The following is a 16,730-nucleotide window of genomic DNA, read 5'->3' as shown; positions in this document are numbered from 1 at the left end:
AAAAAAAAGGGGAGCACCTGCCCCCCCGAGGATTAAGCGGTAGTGTCGAAGGCTGGGTCAGCCTTCGATTTCAATCAGGATTTCGCCAGGGTTGACCCGGTCGCCCTTGGCCACGTGAACGGCAGTTACCTTGCCGGCAATCGCTGCCTGCACTTCGGTTTCCATCTTCATGGCTTCGGTAATCAGCACGGCCTGGCCCGCTTTGACCACGTCGCCTTCCTTGACCAATACGTCGACGATGTTGCCCGGCATCGCCGTGCTGACATGGCCCGGCTCGGTCGCGTGCTTGCGCTTGCTGCCGCCACTGCTGACAAACTCATTGAGCGGTTCGAACACCACTTCTTCGGGCATGCCGTCGATGGACAGGTAGAAGTGCCGTTTGCCCTCGGCTTTCACGCCAACACCGGTGATATCCACGCGGTAGCTTTCGCCGTGCACGTCGATGACGAACTCGGTCGGCACGCCTTCACCACCGGCACGCGCCACGCCGCCGGCTTCAGGGATCGGCAACAGCACTTCAGGCGCCAGGGTGCCGGCGTCGCGCTCTTCGAGGAACTTGCGCCCGATATCCGGGAACATGGCGTAGGTCAGCACGTCTTCTTCGGACTTGGCCAATGCGCCGATTTCGCCGCGCAACTTGGTCATCTCCGGCTTGAGCAGGTCGGCTGGGCGATGATCGATCACCTCTTCGCTGCCAATGGCCTGGCGACGCAGCTTCTCGTTCACGGTGCCCGGCGCCTTGCCGTAGCCGCCTTGCAGGTAGAGCTTCACTTCGTTGGTGATGGTTTTGTAGCGCTCGCCGGCCAGCACGTTGAAGAACGCCTGGGTGCCGACGATCTGCGAGGTCGGCGTGACCAGCGGCGGAAAGCCTAGGTCTTCACGCACACGCGGGATTTCGGCCAGCACTTCGCTCATGCGGTTGAGTGCGCCCTGCTCTTTCAACTGGTTGGCCAGGTTGGAAATCATCCCGCCCGGCACCTGGTTGACTTGCACGCGGGTGTCGACGGCAGTGAATTCGCTTTCGAACTGGTGGTACTTCTTACGCACGGCGTAGAAGTACAGGCCAATTTCCTGCAGCAGTTCCAGGCTGAGGCCAGTGTCGAATTCGCTGCCTTTAAGGGCGGCGACCATCGACTCGGTGCCCGGGTGGCTGGTGCCCCAAGCGAAACTGGAAATGGCGGTGTCGATATGGTCGGCACCGTTTTCGATCGCCTTCAGTTGGCACATCGCAGCCAGGCCGGCGGTGTCATGCGAGTGGATAAAGATCGGCAGGCTTTGCTCGGCTTTCAATGCCTTGACCAGCTCGCCGGTGGCGTACGGAGTCAGCAGCCCGGCCATGTCCTTGATCGCTACCGAGTCACAACCCATGGCTTCCATTTGCTTGGCTTGGGCCACAAAAGCGTCAATGGTATGCACCGGGCTGGTGGTGTAGGCGATGGTGCCCTGGGCATGTTTGCCGGCAGCTTTGACCGCTTCGATAGCCACACGCAGGTTACGCACGTCGTTCATGGCATCGAAAATGCGGAACACGTCGATGCCATTCACAGCAGCCTTGGCGACGAAGGCTTTGACCACGTCGTCGCTGTAGTGGCGGTAGCCCAGCAGGTTCTGGCCACGCAGCAGCATTTGCAGGCGTGTGTTAGGCAACGCGGCGCGCAGTTTGCGCAGGCGCTCCCACGGGTCTTCTTTCAAAAAGCGCACGCAAGCGTCGAAGGTCGCGCCACCCCAGACTTCCAGGGACCAGTAGCCGACTTTATCGAGCTTGTCGCAGATCGGCAGCATATCGTCGGTGCGCATGCGGGTCGCCAGCAACGATTGGTGTGCGTCGCGCAGGATGGTATCGGTTACGAATATTTTCTTGGACATTGTTGTATTCCTCACAGGCCTGCGTGGGCGGCGATGGCGGCGGCGATGGCCAGGGCCAGCTCTTCGGGTTTGCGCTTGATCGAGTAGTTGGTCAGCTCAGGGTGGCTTTCCACGAAACTGGTGTTGAACTGGCCGCTGCGGAATTCCGGGTTGCGCAGGATTTCCTGGTAGTAGGCGGCGGTGGTCTTCACGCCTTGCAGGCGCATGTCGTCCAGGGCACGCAGGCCGCGGTCCATGGCTTCTTCCCAAGTCAACGCCCACACCACCAGTTTCAGGCACATGGAGTCGTAGAACGGCGGGATGGTGTAGCCGGTGTAGATCGCCGTGTCGGTGCGCACGCCGGGACCGCCGGGCGCGTAGTAACGGGTGATCTTGCCGAAACTTGGCAGGAAGTTGTTCTTGGGGTCTTCGGCGTTGATGCGGAACTGCAACGCGAAACCACGGTGCTGAATGTCTTCCTGTTTCACCGACAGCGGCAGGCCCGAGGCGATGCGGATCTGTTCACGCACAATATCGATGCCGGTGATTTCTTCGGTGATGGTGTGTTCCACCTGCACGCGGGTGTTCATTTCCATGAAGTACACCTCGCCCTCGGCGAGCAGGAACTCCACGGTGCCGGCGTTCTCGTAACCCACGGCCTTGGCCGCGCGTACTGACAGGTCGCCGATATAAGCGCGCTGTTCAGGCGTCAGTTGCGGGCTTGGGGCGATTTCAATGAGCTTCTGGTTGCGACGCTGGATCGAGCAATCGCGCTCGAACAGGTGCACCACGTTGCCAAAGCTGTCGCCGAGAATCTGCGCCTCGATATGCTTGGGATTGACGATGCATTTTTCCAGGAACACTTCCGCCGAACCGAAGGCCTTGGTGGCCTCGGAAATAACACGGGGGAAGGCTTGTTCAAGTTCTTCACGACTGTTGCAGCGACGGATGCCGCGACCGCCACCACCGGAGGTGGCCTTGAGCATCACCGGGTAACCAATGCGGTCGCCTTCGGTGAGGGCTTCGGCGATATCAGCCACGTTGCCTTCGGTACCTGGCGTGACCGGCACACCGGCCTTGATCATGCTGCGGCGCGCTTCGGTCTTGTCGCCCATGCGGCGGATCACTTCGGCCGACGGGCCGATGAACTTGATCCCGCGTTCGGCGCAAATGTCTGCCAGCTCGGCGTTTTCCGACAGGAACCCGTAGCCTGGGTGCAAGGCGTCACAACCGGTTTCCACGGCCAGGTTCACCAGCTTACGCGGGTTCAGGTAACCGGCCAGCGGCTCGGCACCAATGCTGTGGGCTTCGTCGGCACGTTTAACGTGCAACGCGTGGCGGTCGGCGTCCGAGTAAACCGCGACCGAGCGAATGCCCATCTCGGCGCAGGCACGCACGATTCGTACGGCAATTTCACCACGGTTGGCGATCAGGATCTTTTTTATCACTTGGAAATTCCCTTGAGCCGATTGCTGCGTTCTACGACCCGTTGGATCCGGGTCGGCGCGTGACCAAATGTTTCATGACAGTCGCGAGACACACACTAGGCGCAACGGAGGATTAACAAAAATCAATAATTATTGGGTTGTGTATAAGTAAAGACTTATAGTTGGCCGGACGGCCTTGGGCGAGAGGATTTAAATAATGCGTAAGTCATTGATGCGTATGACATTGCGTCAATTACAGATCTTCAATGAAGTGTGTGATTTGCGCTCCTACAGCCGCGCGGCCGAGGAAATGTCTCTCACGCAACCCGCCGTCAGCCTGCAAATTCGCCAGCTTGAAGAGCTGATCGGCCAGCCGCTGTTCGATTACGTCGGCAAAAAGCTCTACATGACTGAAGCCGCCGAAGCCTTGCAGCGCGCCAGCCGGGATATTTTCGGGCGCCTGGAAAACCTCGATATGCAGCTGTCGGACATGCAGGGCTCGCTGCAAGGCCAACTGAAACTGGCGGTGGAATCCAGCGCCAAGTACTTCGTGCCGCACCTGTTCGCGGCCTTTAAACGCCAGCACCCGGAGGTGCAGTTGCACCTCACGGTGGTCAACCGCGCCCAGGTGATTCGCAGGCTGTCGGACAACCGCGACGACCTGGTGATCATGTCCATGGTGCCCCAGGACATGGGCCTGGAATTCCTGCCGTTCCTGAACAACCCGATTGTCGCCGTGGCGCCGCTCGATCACCCGTTAAGCCTGCAAGGACCGCTGCGCCTTCAAGACCTGGAACCCTACACGCTGCTCATCCGCGAACCAGGTTCCGGCACGCGACTGGCCTGCGAGGAGTACTTCAAGGAAAAACGCGTGCACTTCACCCAAACAGTGGAAGTGGCCTCGGCCGAGGCGCAGCGCGAGTGCGTGAATGCAGGGTTGGGCGTGGCGTTGCTGACGCGCCACGCAGTCAACCTGGAGCTGGCCACCGGCGGGCTCAAGGAGCTGCCGGTAGAAGAACTGCCGCTGTACCGCAGTTGGTGCCTGGTGCAAGCCAAGGCCAAGCGCCTGTCACCGGTGGCCCACGCGTTCCTGGGCTTTATCCGCAGCGAACGCGTACAGATCAGCGCGCTGGCTGAGCGTTTCGCTGGGCAGCCGCGGGTGCCTGCCAGTGGAGTTCCGGGTAGTCACTGATGCTCTGGAGCAACTGGCGCTCCTCGCAGCGGTCTTCGATTGCGCGACGGAACGCCATGCGGCGCTGGTCTTCTTGCTGACGACGGGTTTTAACGGTGCTGCTGTCTTCGTAGTGCCGGGCCATTTCGAGTCTCCCAATGCGAGTACGGGGAGTACAGGATGGCCTTGGGCGATGACGGTTTGGCGGCGCGAGGGTTACAGGACGATGAATCTTCTGAAATAAGCGCAAAACCAAGGTGGGAGCTGGCTTGCCTGCGATAGCGGTGGGTCAGCTGACATATCCGGCGACTGATACACAGCCATCGCAGGCAAGCCAGCTCCCACATTTGACCGAGGACGACCTCGAATCAGTCGTCGAGGGCTTTGACAGACTTGGGCGACAACCGCAGGCTGCGCAAGCTGCGCTTCACGCTCTTGAGGTGGTTGACCAGGCTCGGCCCGCGCGCCATGGCCACGCCCATCGCCAACACGTCGATCACCACCAGATGCGCAATACGCGAGGTCAGCGGCGTGTAGATTTCAGTGTCTTCGTGCACGTCGATCGCCAGGTTGACCGTGGACAGCTCTGCCAACGGCGTCTGGCTCGGGCACAGGGTGATCAACGAAGCGCCGCTTTCACGCACCAGGTTGGCGGTGATCAGCAGGTCTTTGGAGCGCCCGGACTGGGAAATGCAGATGGCCACGTCGGTCGGCTTCAAGGTCACCGCCGACATTGCCTGCATGTGCGGGTCGCTGTAGGCCGCGGCAGTGAGCAGCAGGCGGAAGAATTTGTGCTGGGCATCGGCCGCTACCGCGCCGGACGCACCGAAACCATAGAACTCCACGCGCTGGGCCTGGGACATGGCGGTCACGGCCTTTTGCAGCTCAACCGGATCGAGCTTCTCACGCACTTCCATCAGCGTGTGCAAGGTGGTGTCGAAGATTTTCAGGCTGTAGTCGGCGACGGAGTCGTCTTCATGAATCGCAAACTGCCCGAAGCTCGCACCGGCCGCCAGGCTTTGCGCCAGCTTGAGTTTCAAATCCTGGAACCCGGAACAACCGATGGCACGGCAAAAGCGCACGATGGTCGGCTCACTGATGCCCACGCTGTGGGCCAGGTCGGCCATGGAACTGTGCATCACGGCCGCAGGGTCAAGCAGCACATGATCGGCAACCTTGAGTTCCGATTTGCGTAACAGGTGGCGCGACTGGGCGATATGTTGCAACAGGTTCAAAGGGCAGGACTCTTGTTATTGGCAGACGCCAGGGATGTAGCAAGCTTGTAGTTATACTACAAGAATTACCGTTTTGCCCGCCCGATGCATCACTAAATCGCCCTGATGCCCTTTGAATCAGCGGGCAACCGCCTTGTAGCCACAGGGGCGGCGTGGCGGTCTTTAAGGAAAGTCTGCATTTTTTCGTAATAAATCTGCCAGCCCTTCAGCGGCCATCGGCCGACTGATCAAGTAACCCTGTACTTCATCGCAGCGTTCGCCGCGCAGGAAATCCAACTGCTGCTGGTCTTCCACACCTTCGGCCACCACCTTGAGCGCCAGCCCGTGGGCCATGGCGATGATCGCGCGAGTGATGGCCGCATCTTCCCGGCCCTGGCCAAGCCCACGGATAAACGTCTGGTCGATCTTCACGTAATCCACCGGGATGCGCTTGAGGTAGCTGAGGGATGAATACCCGGTGCCGAAGTCATCGATGGCCAGCTTCACGCCCAAGTCGCGCAATTGCTGGAAGGTGGCGATGATGTGCTCAACGCTGTCGAGTAGCTGGCTTTCGGTCAGCTCCAGCTCCAGGTATTGCGGGTCCAGGCCGGTTTCTTCCAGCACCTGGCGCACCAGGCTGACCAACTTGCCCTGGCGCAACTGATGCACGGAAAGGTTCACCGACACGCGAATCGGCGCCAGCCCCTGACGCTGCCATTCGCACGCCTGCCAGCACGCCTGACGCAGCACGAATTCGCCCAGCGGCACAATCAACCCGGTTTCTTCGGCCAGACCGATAAAGTCCCCCGGCGGCACCATGCCCCACTGCGGGTGCTCCCAGCGCACCAGCGCCTCGGCGGCGTTCAGCTTGCCCGTGGCCAGGCACAGTTTCGGTTGGTAGAACACCGTGAGCTGGCGCTCGTCGATGGCCTTGCGCAGGTGGTTTTCCAGCTGCAAACGCTCCAGCGTGCTGGCTTGCAGGCTGTCGGTGTAGAACTGGAAATTGTTGCCGCCCAAATGCTTGGCGTGCTGCATGGCCATGTTGGATTGGCTGACCAGCGCAGAAATTTCCCGCGCATTATCCGGCAGCAAGCTGACGCCCATGGAGGCACTGACCACCAGCTCATGCCCCTCCACCGTCACCGGCACCCGCAATTTGGCGAGCAGCCGCGTGGCCACCCGTGCCAGGCTCGACAGGCTGCCGTAGGCATCGAACAGCACGGCAAACTCATCACCGGACAGGCGTGCGATGGTGTCAGCTTCAGGCAAGGCATTGATCAGACGGCGGGCCATTTTCTGCAACAGTTGGTCGGCGACTTCATGGCCGAGGCTGTCGTTGAGCAGCTTGAAGCGGTCCAGGTTGATATGCAGCAGCGCCAGGCTGCGCCCGCTCTGACGCACCCGCGCATGGGCCTCACGCAGGCGTTCGCGAAACAGCGAACGGTTGGCCAGGCCCGTCAGCTCGTCGTAGTGAGTGAGGTAGCGCATGCGTTCCTCGGATTCACGCCGCGCGGACAAATCGGCGAAGAAGCCCACAATATGGCTGACTTTTCCCCGAGCATCGCGCACCACATTCAATTGCAGCCACTGCGGGTACAGCTCGCCGTTCTTGCGCGTTTCCACCAACTCGCCCTGCCAGGTGCCATGGCTGAGCAGTGCCTGGCGGATCACCGGGAAGTGACGGCGGGCGTCACGGCTGCTGGGCAGTTCGACGACATTGCGGCCGATCATGTCGTCGATTTCAAAGCCGGTGACGCGACTGAAGGCCTGGTTGACGGCGATCAGCACGTACTCAGGGTCAAGAATCACGATGCCTTCGCTGGCCGCTTCGAACACCGTCGAGGCCAGGCGTTGCTGTTCCTCCAGTGCCTTGTCGGCGCTGATGTCGCGGCGCGTGCCGAGCATGCGCGTGACGCGGCCCCCGGGCGTGCGCTCCACGGCGCGGCCACGGTCTTCGATCCACACCCAATGGCCGTCGCCATGGCGCACGCGGTATTCCACCTGGTAATCGTCGCTGCGCCCTTTGAGGTGCTCCACCAACGCACGCTTGAGCAGCGGCAGGTCTTCGGGGTGCAGGCGCGGCTTGAGGTGGCTGAGCATCGCCGTGACGTACTCCGGCTCCAGGCCAAACAACTCTTTGAGCTGGGTGTGATGCACCTCGTCGGTTTGCAGGTTCCAGTCCCACAGGCCCAACTCACTGGCTTGCAGGGCCATGGCCAGGCGCGCTTCACTTTTATTCAGGGCCAGGCTGGCGGCGTCCAGTTCCTGGCTGCGTTGCGTCACGCGGTCTTGCAGGCCGATCTGCGCGTCGCGTAATTCCTGTTCGGCCTGGCGACGTTGGCCGACTTCGCGCACCAGTTCCTGATTCAACTGCTCGCTGCGTTGCTGCGCTTGCTGAAGATGCTCGATCAGCGCCTGGTTCTGGAAGCGCCGCAACAAACCGCGCTGGATCAGGCGGTTGACCTGCCACGCCACCAGGCTCAGGGACGCCAGCAAGATCAGGCCGAGCACGCCCCAGCCTTGCTGCTGCGAGGCGCCGTTCCAAAACAGATAGACGATGGGCGGCACCAGGCACGGCACCGCAAAGGACAGGAACGCCGGCAAGCTCACGGCATAGGCCACGCTGGCTGACAACGTCGCGGCGCCAATCAGGCCGAATACCCAGGCCTGCTGCATAAAGCTATTGGCCGGCACCAGGGCAATGGCGGCGGTGGCCAGGGTCAGCCCACTGACCGCCGAGCCGAGCATGAACATGCGCCGCCAGATCGGCTGGGCCTGGCGACTGGGCATCGCCGAATCAAAGGCCGCCACCTGGATGACGCGCAGGGCCACCAGGGCGAGCAGCCAGACCAGCCAGATACTGTCCAACAGATATTGCTTGGGGTTCCACAGCAACCAGGCGCAGACCAGGCCGTTGACCAGCATCAGTAACGTCGGCAGCAAGGAGCCTTGATACAACAGGCGAGTGCGTTCGACCGCCATCTCGGTTGCGTAATGTTTACGGATGACCTGCGCAGGCGCCACCGAGGGGCCAAACAGGTCGGGACTGAGGGTCATAGGCAGTGTTCTTATAATGGTGAGCCCGAAACGTGGACGGAGCATACACAAGCAAGCGCTTGGGCCAAACTGCTCCAAGTCATAAAAACCACACGGTTTTTACACACAACCTTCGTGGCCAAAGCGCTTGAGCTAGACCCTGCGCGGGCTGTGAGCCATGACTTACCGGTCATCACCGCCAGCAGAATGTTTGCGCGGCCAGGATCACCCGGAATGTTTTGTATCGACCACCCGGCATTGGGATTTGCCCGACTCCCCGCAGCACCCTAGAATGCGCCGATGCGCGATGATCTCTCCCTTTTGCTGAACTCCCTCAACGATGCCCAACGCCAGGCTGTTGCAGCCCCCGTTGGCCGTCAGTTGGTCCTGGCCGGTGCTGGCTCCGGTAAAACCCGAGTGCTGGTGCACCGTATCGCCTGGTTGATCCAGGTCGAAAACGCGTCCCCGCATTCCATCCTGTCGGTGACCTTCACCAACAAGGCCGCTGCCGAGATGCGCCACCGCATCGAGCAGTTGATGGGCATCAGCCCGGCCGGCATGTGGGTGGGCACGTTCCACGGCTTGGCGCACCGCCTGTTGCGGGCGCACTGGCAGGAAGCCGGGTTGAGCCAGACCTTCCAGATTCTCGACAGCGACGACCAGCAACGCCTGGTCAAGCGGGTGATCCGCGAGCTGGGCCTGGACGAGCAACGCTGGCCGGCGCGCCAGGCGCAATGGTTTATCAACGGTCAGAAAGACGAAGGCCTGCGCCCGCAACATATCCAGGCCAGCGGCGATTTGTTCCTGGCCACCATGCGCAGCATTTATGAAGCCTACGAGGCCGCCTGCGTGCGCGCCGGTGTGATCGACTTCTCCGAGCTGCTGCTGCGCGCCCTCGACCTGTGGCGCGACAACCCAGGCTTGCTGGCCCATTACCAGAAACGCTTCCGACACATTCTGGTGGACGAGTTCCAGGACACCAACGCCGTGCAGTACGCCTGGTTGCGCCTGCTGGCCAAGGGCGGCGACAGCCTGATGGTGGTGGGCGACGACGACCAGTCGATCTACGGCTGGCGCGGCGCAAAAATCGAGAACATCTACCAGTATTCCGACGACTTCCCGGACGCGATCACCATCCGCCTGGAACAGAATTACCGCTCCACCGCCGGCATCCTCAAGGCCGCCAACGCCTTGATCGCCAACAACACCGGGCGCATGGGCAAAGAGTTGTGGACCGACGGCGGCGAAGGCGAAGCGATCAACCTGTACGCCGCGTTCAATGAACACGACGAAGCGCGCTACGTGGTGGAAACCATCGAAAGCGCGCTGAAAACCGGCCTGGCGCGCAGCGATATCGCGATTTTGTACCGTTCCAACGCCCAATCGCGGGTGCTGGAAGAAGCCTTGCTGCGCGAGCGCATTCCGTACCGCATCTATGGTGGCCAGCGTTTCTTTGAACGGGCCGAAATCAAAAACGCCATGGCCTACCTGCGCTTGCTGGAAGGCCGTGGCAACGATGCGGCGCTGGAGCGGGTGATCAACATCCCGGCGCGTGGCATCGGTGAGAAAACCGTTGAAGCGATTCGCGACCACGCCCGCCACGCCGATGTGTCGATGTGGGAATCCATGCGCTTGCTGATCGCCAACAAGGGCCTGACCGGCCGCGCCGCCGGGGCATTGGGCGTGTTTGTCGAGCTGATCGAGAACCTGGCGGCCAAATGCGCGGAAATGCCGTTGCACTTGATGACCCAGACCGTGATCGAGCAGTCCGGGTTGATCGCCTATCACGAAGCGGAAAAAGGCGAAAAAGGCCAGGCCCGGGTAGAAAACCTTGAGGAGCTGGTCAGCGCGGCCCGCGCATTCGAAAACACCGAGGAAGACGAAGAGCTGACGCCGCTCGCCGCCTTCCTCGGCCATGCGTCGCTGGAAGCCGGTGATACCCAGGCCGATGAGCATGAAGACAGCATCCAGCTGATGACCTTGCACAGCGCCAAGGGCCTGGAATTTCCGTATGTGTTCCTGGTAGGCATGGAAGAAGGCCTGTTCCCACACAAGATGAGCCTGGAAGAGCCCGGCCGCCTTGAGGAAGAACGCCGCCTGGCCTACGTGGGCATCACCCGCGCCATGCAGAACCTTGTGATGACCTACGCCGAGACCCGACGCCTGTACGGCAGCGAGACCTATAACAAGGTGTCGCGCTTCGTACGTGAAGTGCCGAAGGGGCTGATCCAGGAAGTGCGCTTGTCCAACAGCGTCAGCCGACCGTTCGGCGGCGGCCAGCAGCAGAACTCCAGCAGCATGTTCGCCGGTTCCGAGATTCCGGAAACACCCTTCAGCCTTGGCCAGCAGGTCAAGCATGCGATCTTCGGTGAGGGTGTGATCCTTAACTTCGAAGGTGCCGGCGCCCAGGCGCGGGTACAGGTGAACTTCGCCGAAGGCAGCAAGTGGCTGATGATGGGCTATGCAAAGCTCGAAGCCGTCTGACAATCGCTTGTGGCGAGGGAGCTTGCTCCCGCTGGAGCGCGAAGCGCTCCCATTTTGCGCCGTGCCAATCTATCAGGCTGCGTTTGCCAGTCAGGGGCTGCTTCGCAGCCCAGCGGGAGCAAGCTCCCTCGCCACATAAGCCAATATGATGAAACTTCGCGTTACATGAAGGTTGATGGCCCGCCCTTGTTTTTACCAAGCGCGGGCCAATATCTGAGATAAGTCCTACGGGCCATTCTGAATCGGTCTTACGCAAAAGCCCGAAACATTATGTCGCTAGCCACTGTCACGACACCTGTGCAACATGGCGCGCGTGCAATCCACAAATGGGAATTCCCTTTATGAAACGTTTTCTTAGCATCGCCATGGCGTTGTGCATCGGCCTGACGATGAGCCTCGACGCCAACGCCAAGCGCTTCGGTGGCGGCAAAAGCATGGGCTCGGCTCCGACTCACCAGACCAGCCAAATGGCTCCTTCCGCCGGTGGCATGGGCGGCGCAGCTGCGACCGCTGGTGCAGCCGGTGCCGCTGGCGCTGCTGCCAAGGCCGGCGGTGCTTCGCGCTGGTTAGGCCCTCTGGCCGGTATCGCCGCCGGTGGCCTGCTCGCTTCCATGTTCATGGGCGGCGGCTTCCAGGGCATGCAGATCTTCGACATCCTGATCCTGGCGGTCATCGCGTTTGTGATCTTCCGCTTTATCGCCGCCCGTCGACGCAAGCAGCAGGAGCACCTGGCGCCAGCCGGCGCGCCGATGCAGCGTGAAGTGTTCGAGCAAAAACCAGCCATGGGTTCGATCTTCGGTGGTTCGGCTGCGCCTGCCGCCGCCCGCCCGGTGATCAATGCACCGGCCTGGTTCAACGAAGAACGTTTCGTCGAAGCGGCCCGCAGCCACTTCCAGTCCCTGCAGCAGCACTGGGACGCCAACGAAATGGACAAGATCGCCGAGTTCGTGACCCCGCAACTGCTGGAGTTCCTCAAGCGCGAACGCGCCGAAATCGGTGATGCGTTCCAGTCGACTTACATCGACGACCTGCGCGTGCAGCTGGACGGTGTGGATGATCGCGCCGACAAGACCATCGCCACCCTGACCTTCAGCGGTGTGTCGAAGACCTCGCGTTTCGACCAGGGTGAAGTGTTCAGCGAAAGCTGGAACATGGAACGCCCGCAAGGCGAGAACCAGCCTTGGCTGGTCGCAGGTATCCGCCAGAACGGCTGATAACCCTACGCTTGAGCACTTGGTAATAAAAACCCCGGACATGTTCCGGGGTTTTCTATTTCGCGGTTGCACTTATAGCGAGCTACTGTATAAAACGCCCTATTAACCGCGCCAACTAGCAAGAGGATCCCGGCCGTGGAAGAAATCATCGAACAATTGCGTGAAGCCAACGAACCGGTCCCGGTTCCTCTGGAGCTGCCTGACGAAGACCAGATTGTGGAAATCGAAGAACAACTGTTCATCGACATCCCGTTTGTATTCCGTGAATTCCTGCTGACCGTCAGCGACGTGGTGTACGGCAGCCTGGAACCGGTGACCGTCACCGACCCGCAGTCCCACACCTACCTGCCGGACGTTGCCGCCAACGCCTGGGACGCCGGTGTTGACCGCAGCATGATCCCGATCTGCCAGGACGGCGATGACTACTACTGCGTCGAAGAGGACGGCACCGTGGTGCTGTGGTCCGGCGAAGAAGAACTGGTCACCGAAGAAACCTGGGAATCGGTGTGGCACTGGGCGCGGGACGTCTGGCTGGAAAGCTGACGCTTTTTGTGGCGAGGGAGCTTGCTCCCGCTGGGCTGCGAAGCAGCCCCAACCAGGGCAACGCGTTTTTCCAGGTGTGGCGAGGTGACTGTTTTAGGGCTGCTGCGCACCCCAGCGGGAGCAAGCTCCCTCGCCACAATGACATCAGTGCTCTGATGTATCTTTGTGGTTATCCAGCGTCTCCAGCAAGGCGACCTGCATCCGCGTATGCACGCGGATGAACCACCGCCAGAGCACCGCCGCCACCGCCGCCGTGACCACGGCAATCAGCACCAGCAACTTGTTGGTCGGCAAAATACTCGCCGACAAGGCTGCCAATAGCAGGAAGATCACCAACAGCGACAGGATCGGGATCACCTCCGCGATCACCCGTCGCACACGCTGGGTATGCCGCCCGGCCATCTCCGGTTTCACACTCATCTCCGCCAGCAACATCGACAGCGCCTTGAGCTTGCGGTACGCCGCAATCAGAAACGGCAGCGACAGCAGCAACGCCCCACCCCAGATCAATGCCTTCTGCCAGCTCGGATCACTGATCCAGCCTTCCAGGTACCCGCCAATGCGCGCCGCGAAGAAGCTGCCGGCAAAGAAGATCGCGATCACCAATGCCAGGTTCACGCCCACTTGCAGGATGATCTTGCGAATCATCGACGCCAGCATCGCGCCCTCACCTTGAGGCTGAATACTGCGCAACCATTCGCCATACAGGCCGAACACCCGGCTCATGCGCTTGGGCATTACCGCGGCAATCTTCAACGACAATGGGTCAGCGCCGCGAATCAAGTACGGCGTGAGCAGCGTGGTGATCGCCGAAACCGCCACCGCCACTGGATAGAGGAAGTCACTGGTCACCTGCAAGGTCATCCCCAGCGCGGCGATGATGAAGGAAAACTCGCCAATCTGTGACAGCCCCATACCTACACGCAGTGAGGTACGGCCATCATTGCCGGCAATAAACGCCCCCAGGCCGCATGACAGCATCTTGCCCAGCACCACCGCCACGGTAATCACCGCGATGGGCCAGGCGTACTGCAGCAGGATCTGCGGGTCGATCATCAAGCCGATGGCTACAAAGAAGATCGCGCTGAACATGTCGCGAACCGGTTCGATCAGGCGTTCAATTTTAATCAACTGGCGAGATTCGGCCATGATCGCGCCGATCAGGAACGCGCCCAGCACCATGCTGTATTCGAGTTTGACCACCAGCAGGCAAAAGCCGAAACACAGGCCCAACACGGTGATCAGCAGCATCTCGTTACTTTCAAACTTGGCCACATAGGCCAGCAGGCGCGGCACCAGCAAAATGCCGACGACCAACGCTACGATCATGAACAGCGACAGCTTGCCAACCGTAGAGAACACCTCACCGGAACTCACCGTGCCGCTGACGGCGATGCTCGACAGCAAGGCGATGATGCCGATGCCCAGGATGTCCTCGACGATCAGCACGCCAAAAATCAGTTGGGCAAAACGCTGGTTCTTCATCTTCAGGTCATTGAGCGCCTTGACGATGATGGTGGTCGAGGAAATCGCCAGGATCGCGCCGAGGAACAGCGAGTCCATGGTGTTCCAGTCGAACCAGCGGCCGATCTCGTAGCCGATCCAGATCATCAGGATGATTTCCAGGAAGGCCGCGATAAACGCCGTGGCGCCGACCTTGAACAACTTGCGCAGGCTGAACTCCAGGCCCAGGCAGAACATCAGGAAGATCACCCCCAGCTCAGCCAGGGTCTTGATGGTGTCTTCGTCGTGGATCAGGCCGAACGGTGGCGTGTGAGGGCCAATGATGAACCCCGCGACGATATACCCCAGCACCACCGGCTGCTTGAGGCGGTGGAACAGGATGGTGACAACCCCTGCCACCAGCATGATCACGGCCAAGTCCTGGATAAAGCTGATGGCGTGCATGGCGAGGGGCTCCTTGAGGGGTACTGGCGCTTTTCCCACTTCCACACGCGCCCTTGAACAGTCGCTAAGCGCGGAAGGAAAAGTCTGCCTTGATCGTAAGAAATGCCCTGGGATGGGCTTTTGAAGGTTAACACCACGAATTCCGGCAGAAAGCCGGTGCAATATATGGAAACAGATCGGCGTTCGCGTGACGGCAAGCCGCCCACTGGCGTCCCGTTAGGGAGAGCGCTGTAAAGATTCCAGCACCCGTAGAGGTGTCCCCCAACCAATGCCTACAACCCGTGAGTGTGCTATGGAACCCGGAAACGCCCAGCTGTCGATGACGGTATTGATGACCCCTGACATGGCCAACTTCTCAGGCAATGTGCACGGCGGCACCCTGCTCAAATACCTCGACGAAGTGGCCTACGCCTGCGCGAGCCGTTACGCGGGCCGTTATGTGGTCACGCTGTCGGTCGACCAGGTGATTTTTCGCGAGCCGATCCATGTCGGCGAGCTGGTGACCTTCCTGGCCTCGGTCAACTACACCGGCAACACATCGATGGAAGTGGGCATCAAGGTGGTGACCGAGAACATCCGCGAGCGCTCGGTGCGTCACACCAACAGCTGCTTCTTCACCATGGTGGCCGTGGACGACCAGCGCAAACCCGCCGCCGTACCGCCGCTGCAGCCACAGAACAGCGAAGACAAGCGCCGCTTTGTGCAGGCGCAGCAACGCCGGCAGATCCGTCAGGAGCTGGAGAAGCGTTACCAGGAAATCAAGGCCGACGGGCCATAAATCCCGAGCTGTAAACCCAATCGAATGTGGGAGCTGGCTTGCCTGCGATGAGGGCCTGACAGTCGACATCTTTGTCGCCTGACACACCGCTATCGCAGGCAAGCCAGCTCCCACATTGGGTTTTGTGTGCTTACAGGCCGATGGGTGTTGCTTCGAAGCGTACGCGAGGATGCGCGATACGATCCTGAGCCCGTACCAGCTCCAGCTCGTAACTGGCGCAGGCCTGGGTTTCCAGCAGCACTTCATGCACCGCTGCGGCGGTGAATTCGAAGGCCGCCAACAGGCTGTCACCCAACAGCACACGCGCCAGGAACAACCCCGACGTCAGGTCGCCTACCCCCACCGGCTGACGCGGGAACGCCAGCAACGGCCGGCGCAAGTGCCAGCTGCCTTCAGCGGTAACCAGCAGCATCTCGAAACCCTCCGGCAGCTTGCCCGGATAATCCAAGTGTTTGACCAATACCGCCTTCGGCCCACGGGCCAGCAGTGCCTTGGCCATGGCCAGGCAATCGAACAGCGATTGCGGCTTGCGCCCGGCAAAGCTGTCCAGCTCCAGCTGGTTGGGGCACAGGAAATCCGCCATGGCCGCCGCCTCGTCCAGCAGGAAATCGCTGACTTCCTGGGGCACGATGCAGCCTTTTTCCGGATGGCCCATGACTGGGTCGCACAGGTACAGGGCCTTGGGGTTGATGGCCTTGATACGGGCCACGCCGGTAAGAATCGCTCGGCCCTGGTCGGCACTGCCCAAGTAGCCGGACAGCACCGCATCGCAGTTGCCCAACTCGCCAATCGCGGCAATGCCTTCTACCAACGCCGGAATTTGCTGCGGCGCCAGCACTTCGCCCGCCCACTGGCCATACTGAGTGTGATTGGAGAACTGCACCGTGTTCAGCGGCCAGACGTTCACCCCGACCCGCTGCATGGGGAACACGGCGGCGCTGTTTCCGGCGTGGCCAAAGACCACATGAGACTGGATCGCAAGCAGATGAGGTGTGCGTTTCATGCGGGAGATTTCCGTAAAGCCGTTTGAATTCTGGCCGCGCAGTATGCGACTAAAACCAGCCTGTACGACAGACCAGAGACACAGTTAAGCTGCTCTCACTTTGTTGG

The 16,730-nt window shown here is 60.7% G+C and carries 12 protein-coding genes; 5 read left to right on the top strand and 7 right to left on the bottom strand.

What is annotated here, in order from left to right; translation table 11 throughout:
- Window positions 1-57: 57 nt before the first annotated feature.
- The gene (gene oadA / locus HBO23_RS04065; RefSeq protein WP_017135777.1) at window positions 58-1,866 is read right to left on the bottom strand and encodes a sodium-extruding oxaloacetate decarboxylase subunit alpha; all 1,809 of its coding nucleotides are present in this window, start codon (window positions 1,864-1,866) and stop codon (window positions 58-60) included.
- Between the two features lie 11 nt (window positions 1,867-1,877).
- Window positions 1,878-3,293, bottom strand: coding sequence for an acetyl-CoA carboxylase biotin carboxylase subunit (locus HBO23_RS04060; protein WP_003213442.1), 1,416 nt, complete (start codon window positions 3,291-3,293; stop codon window positions 1,878-1,880).
- A gap of 196 nt (window positions 3,294-3,489) precedes the next feature.
- Here HBO23_RS04060 and HBO23_RS04055 point away from each other — a divergent pair, with 196 nt between their 5' ends.
- On the top strand, window positions 3,490-4,464 hold the full coding sequence (locus HBO23_RS04055) for a LysR family transcriptional regulator (RefSeq protein ID WP_017135776.1): 975 nt from the start codon (window positions 3,490-3,492) through the stop codon (window positions 4,462-4,464).
- Here the strand turns inward: HBO23_RS04055 and HBO23_RS33760 are convergent.
- From HBO23_RS33760 to HBO23_RS04045, 3 genes are all read right to left on the bottom strand, one after another.
- The gene (locus HBO23_RS33760; protein WP_017135775.1) at window positions 4,394-4,588 is read right to left on the bottom strand and encodes a hypothetical protein; all 195 of its coding nucleotides are present in this window, start codon (window positions 4,586-4,588) and stop codon (window positions 4,394-4,396) included. The genes HBO23_RS04055 and HBO23_RS33760 overlap by 71 nt on opposite strands.
- Before the next feature lie 223 nt (window positions 4,589-4,811).
- Window positions 4,812-5,678, bottom strand: a complete 867-nt coding sequence (gene hexR / locus HBO23_RS04050; RefSeq protein ID WP_003177007.1) for a transcriptional regulator HexR — start codon at window positions 5,676-5,678, stop codon at window positions 4,812-4,814.
- Window positions 5,679-5,840: 162 nt separating this feature from the next.
- A complete protein-coding gene (locus tag HBO23_RS04045; protein WP_170036654.1) occupies window positions 5,841-8,714 on the bottom strand; it encodes a GGDEF domain-containing phosphodiesterase in 2,874 nt (957 codons plus the stop codon).
- A 279-nt stretch (window positions 8,715-8,993) separates the two neighbouring features.
- Between HBO23_RS04045 and uvrD the strand changes: the two genes are divergently transcribed.
- From uvrD to HBO23_RS04030, 3 genes are all read left to right on the top strand, one after another.
- Window positions 8,994-11,177, top strand: a complete 2,184-nt coding sequence (gene uvrD / locus HBO23_RS04040; RefSeq protein ID WP_017135773.1) for a DNA helicase II — start codon at window positions 8,994-8,996, stop codon at window positions 11,175-11,177.
- A 341-nt stretch (window positions 11,178-11,518) separates the two neighbouring features.
- On the top strand, window positions 11,519-12,391 hold the full coding sequence (locus tag HBO23_RS04035) for a Tim44 domain-containing protein (RefSeq protein ID WP_056860905.1): 873 nt from the start codon (window positions 11,519-11,521) through the stop codon (window positions 12,389-12,391).
- Window positions 12,392-12,526: 135 nt separating this feature from the next.
- Window positions 12,527-12,934: an SMI1/KNR4 family protein gene (locus HBO23_RS04030; RefSeq protein ID WP_017135771.1), complete on the top strand. Its 408-nt coding sequence runs from the start codon at window positions 12,527-12,529 to the stop codon at window positions 12,932-12,934.
- A gap of 144 nt (window positions 12,935-13,078) precedes the next feature.
- Here the strand turns inward: HBO23_RS04030 and HBO23_RS04025 are convergent, their stop codons facing one another.
- On the bottom strand, window positions 13,079-14,842 hold the full coding sequence (locus HBO23_RS04025; protein WP_170036652.1) for a cation:proton antiporter: 1,764 nt from the start codon (window positions 14,840-14,842) through the stop codon (window positions 13,079-13,081).
- 292 nt (window positions 14,843-15,134) lie between these two features.
- Between HBO23_RS04025 and HBO23_RS04020 the strand changes: the two genes are divergently transcribed.
- Window positions 15,135-15,620 carry an acyl-CoA thioesterase gene (locus tag HBO23_RS04020; RefSeq protein WP_003213461.1) on the top strand — a complete coding sequence of 162 codons (486 nt, stop codon included), beginning with the start codon at window positions 15,135-15,137 and terminating at the stop codon, window positions 15,618-15,620.
- A 130-nt stretch (window positions 15,621-15,750) separates the two neighbouring features.
- Here HBO23_RS04020 and pdxY read toward each other — a convergent pair whose 3' ends face one another.
- Window positions 15,751-16,623, bottom strand: a complete 873-nt coding sequence (pdxY, locus tag HBO23_RS04015; protein WP_058421087.1) for a pyridoxal kinase PdxY — start codon at window positions 16,621-16,623, stop codon at window positions 15,751-15,753.
- Window positions 16,624-16,730: the final 107 nt, after the last annotated feature.

Source organism: Pseudomonas sp. WS 5532, assembly GCF_012985445.1.
GTDB classification, from domain to species: domain Bacteria; phylum Pseudomonadota; class Gammaproteobacteria; order Pseudomonadales; family Pseudomonadaceae; genus Aquipseudomonas; species Aquipseudomonas edaphica.
This window is presented reverse-complemented; position numbering and strand designations above follow the sequence as displayed.

Excerpts from the sequence above, each read along its gene's own strand:
- uvrD (WP_017135773.1), top strand. The coding sequence starts at position 8,994 with ATGCGCGATGATCTCTCCCTTTTGCTGAACTCCCTCAACGATGCCCAA.
- oadA (WP_017135777.1), bottom strand. The coding sequence starts at position 1,866 with ATGTCCAAGAAAATATTCGTAACCGATACCATCCTGCGCGACGCACAC.
- HBO23_RS04055 (WP_017135776.1), top strand. The coding sequence starts at position 3,490 with ATGCGTAAGTCATTGATGCGTATGACATTGCGTCAATTACAGATCTTC.
- HBO23_RS04035 (WP_056860905.1), top strand. The coding sequence starts at position 11,519 with ATGAAACGTTTTCTTAGCATCGCCATGGCGTTGTGCATCGGCCTGACG.
- HBO23_RS33760 (WP_017135775.1), bottom strand. The coding sequence starts at position 4,588 with ATGGCCCGGCACTACGAAGACAGCAGCACCGTTAAAACCCGTCGTCAG.
- HBO23_RS04045 (WP_170036654.1), bottom strand. The coding sequence starts at position 8,714 with ATGACCCTCAGTCCCGACCTGTTTGGCCCCTCGGTGGCGCCTGCGCAG.
- pdxY (WP_058421087.1), bottom strand. The coding sequence starts at position 16,623 with ATGAAACGCACACCTCATCTGCTTGCGATCCAGTCTCATGTGGTCTTT.
- HBO23_RS04020 (WP_003213461.1), top strand. The coding sequence starts at position 15,135 with ATGGAACCCGGAAACGCCCAGCTGTCGATGACGGTATTGATGACCCCT.
- HBO23_RS04025 (WP_170036652.1), bottom strand. The coding sequence starts at position 14,842 with ATGCACGCCATCAGCTTTATCCAGGACTTGGCCGTGATCATGCTGGTG.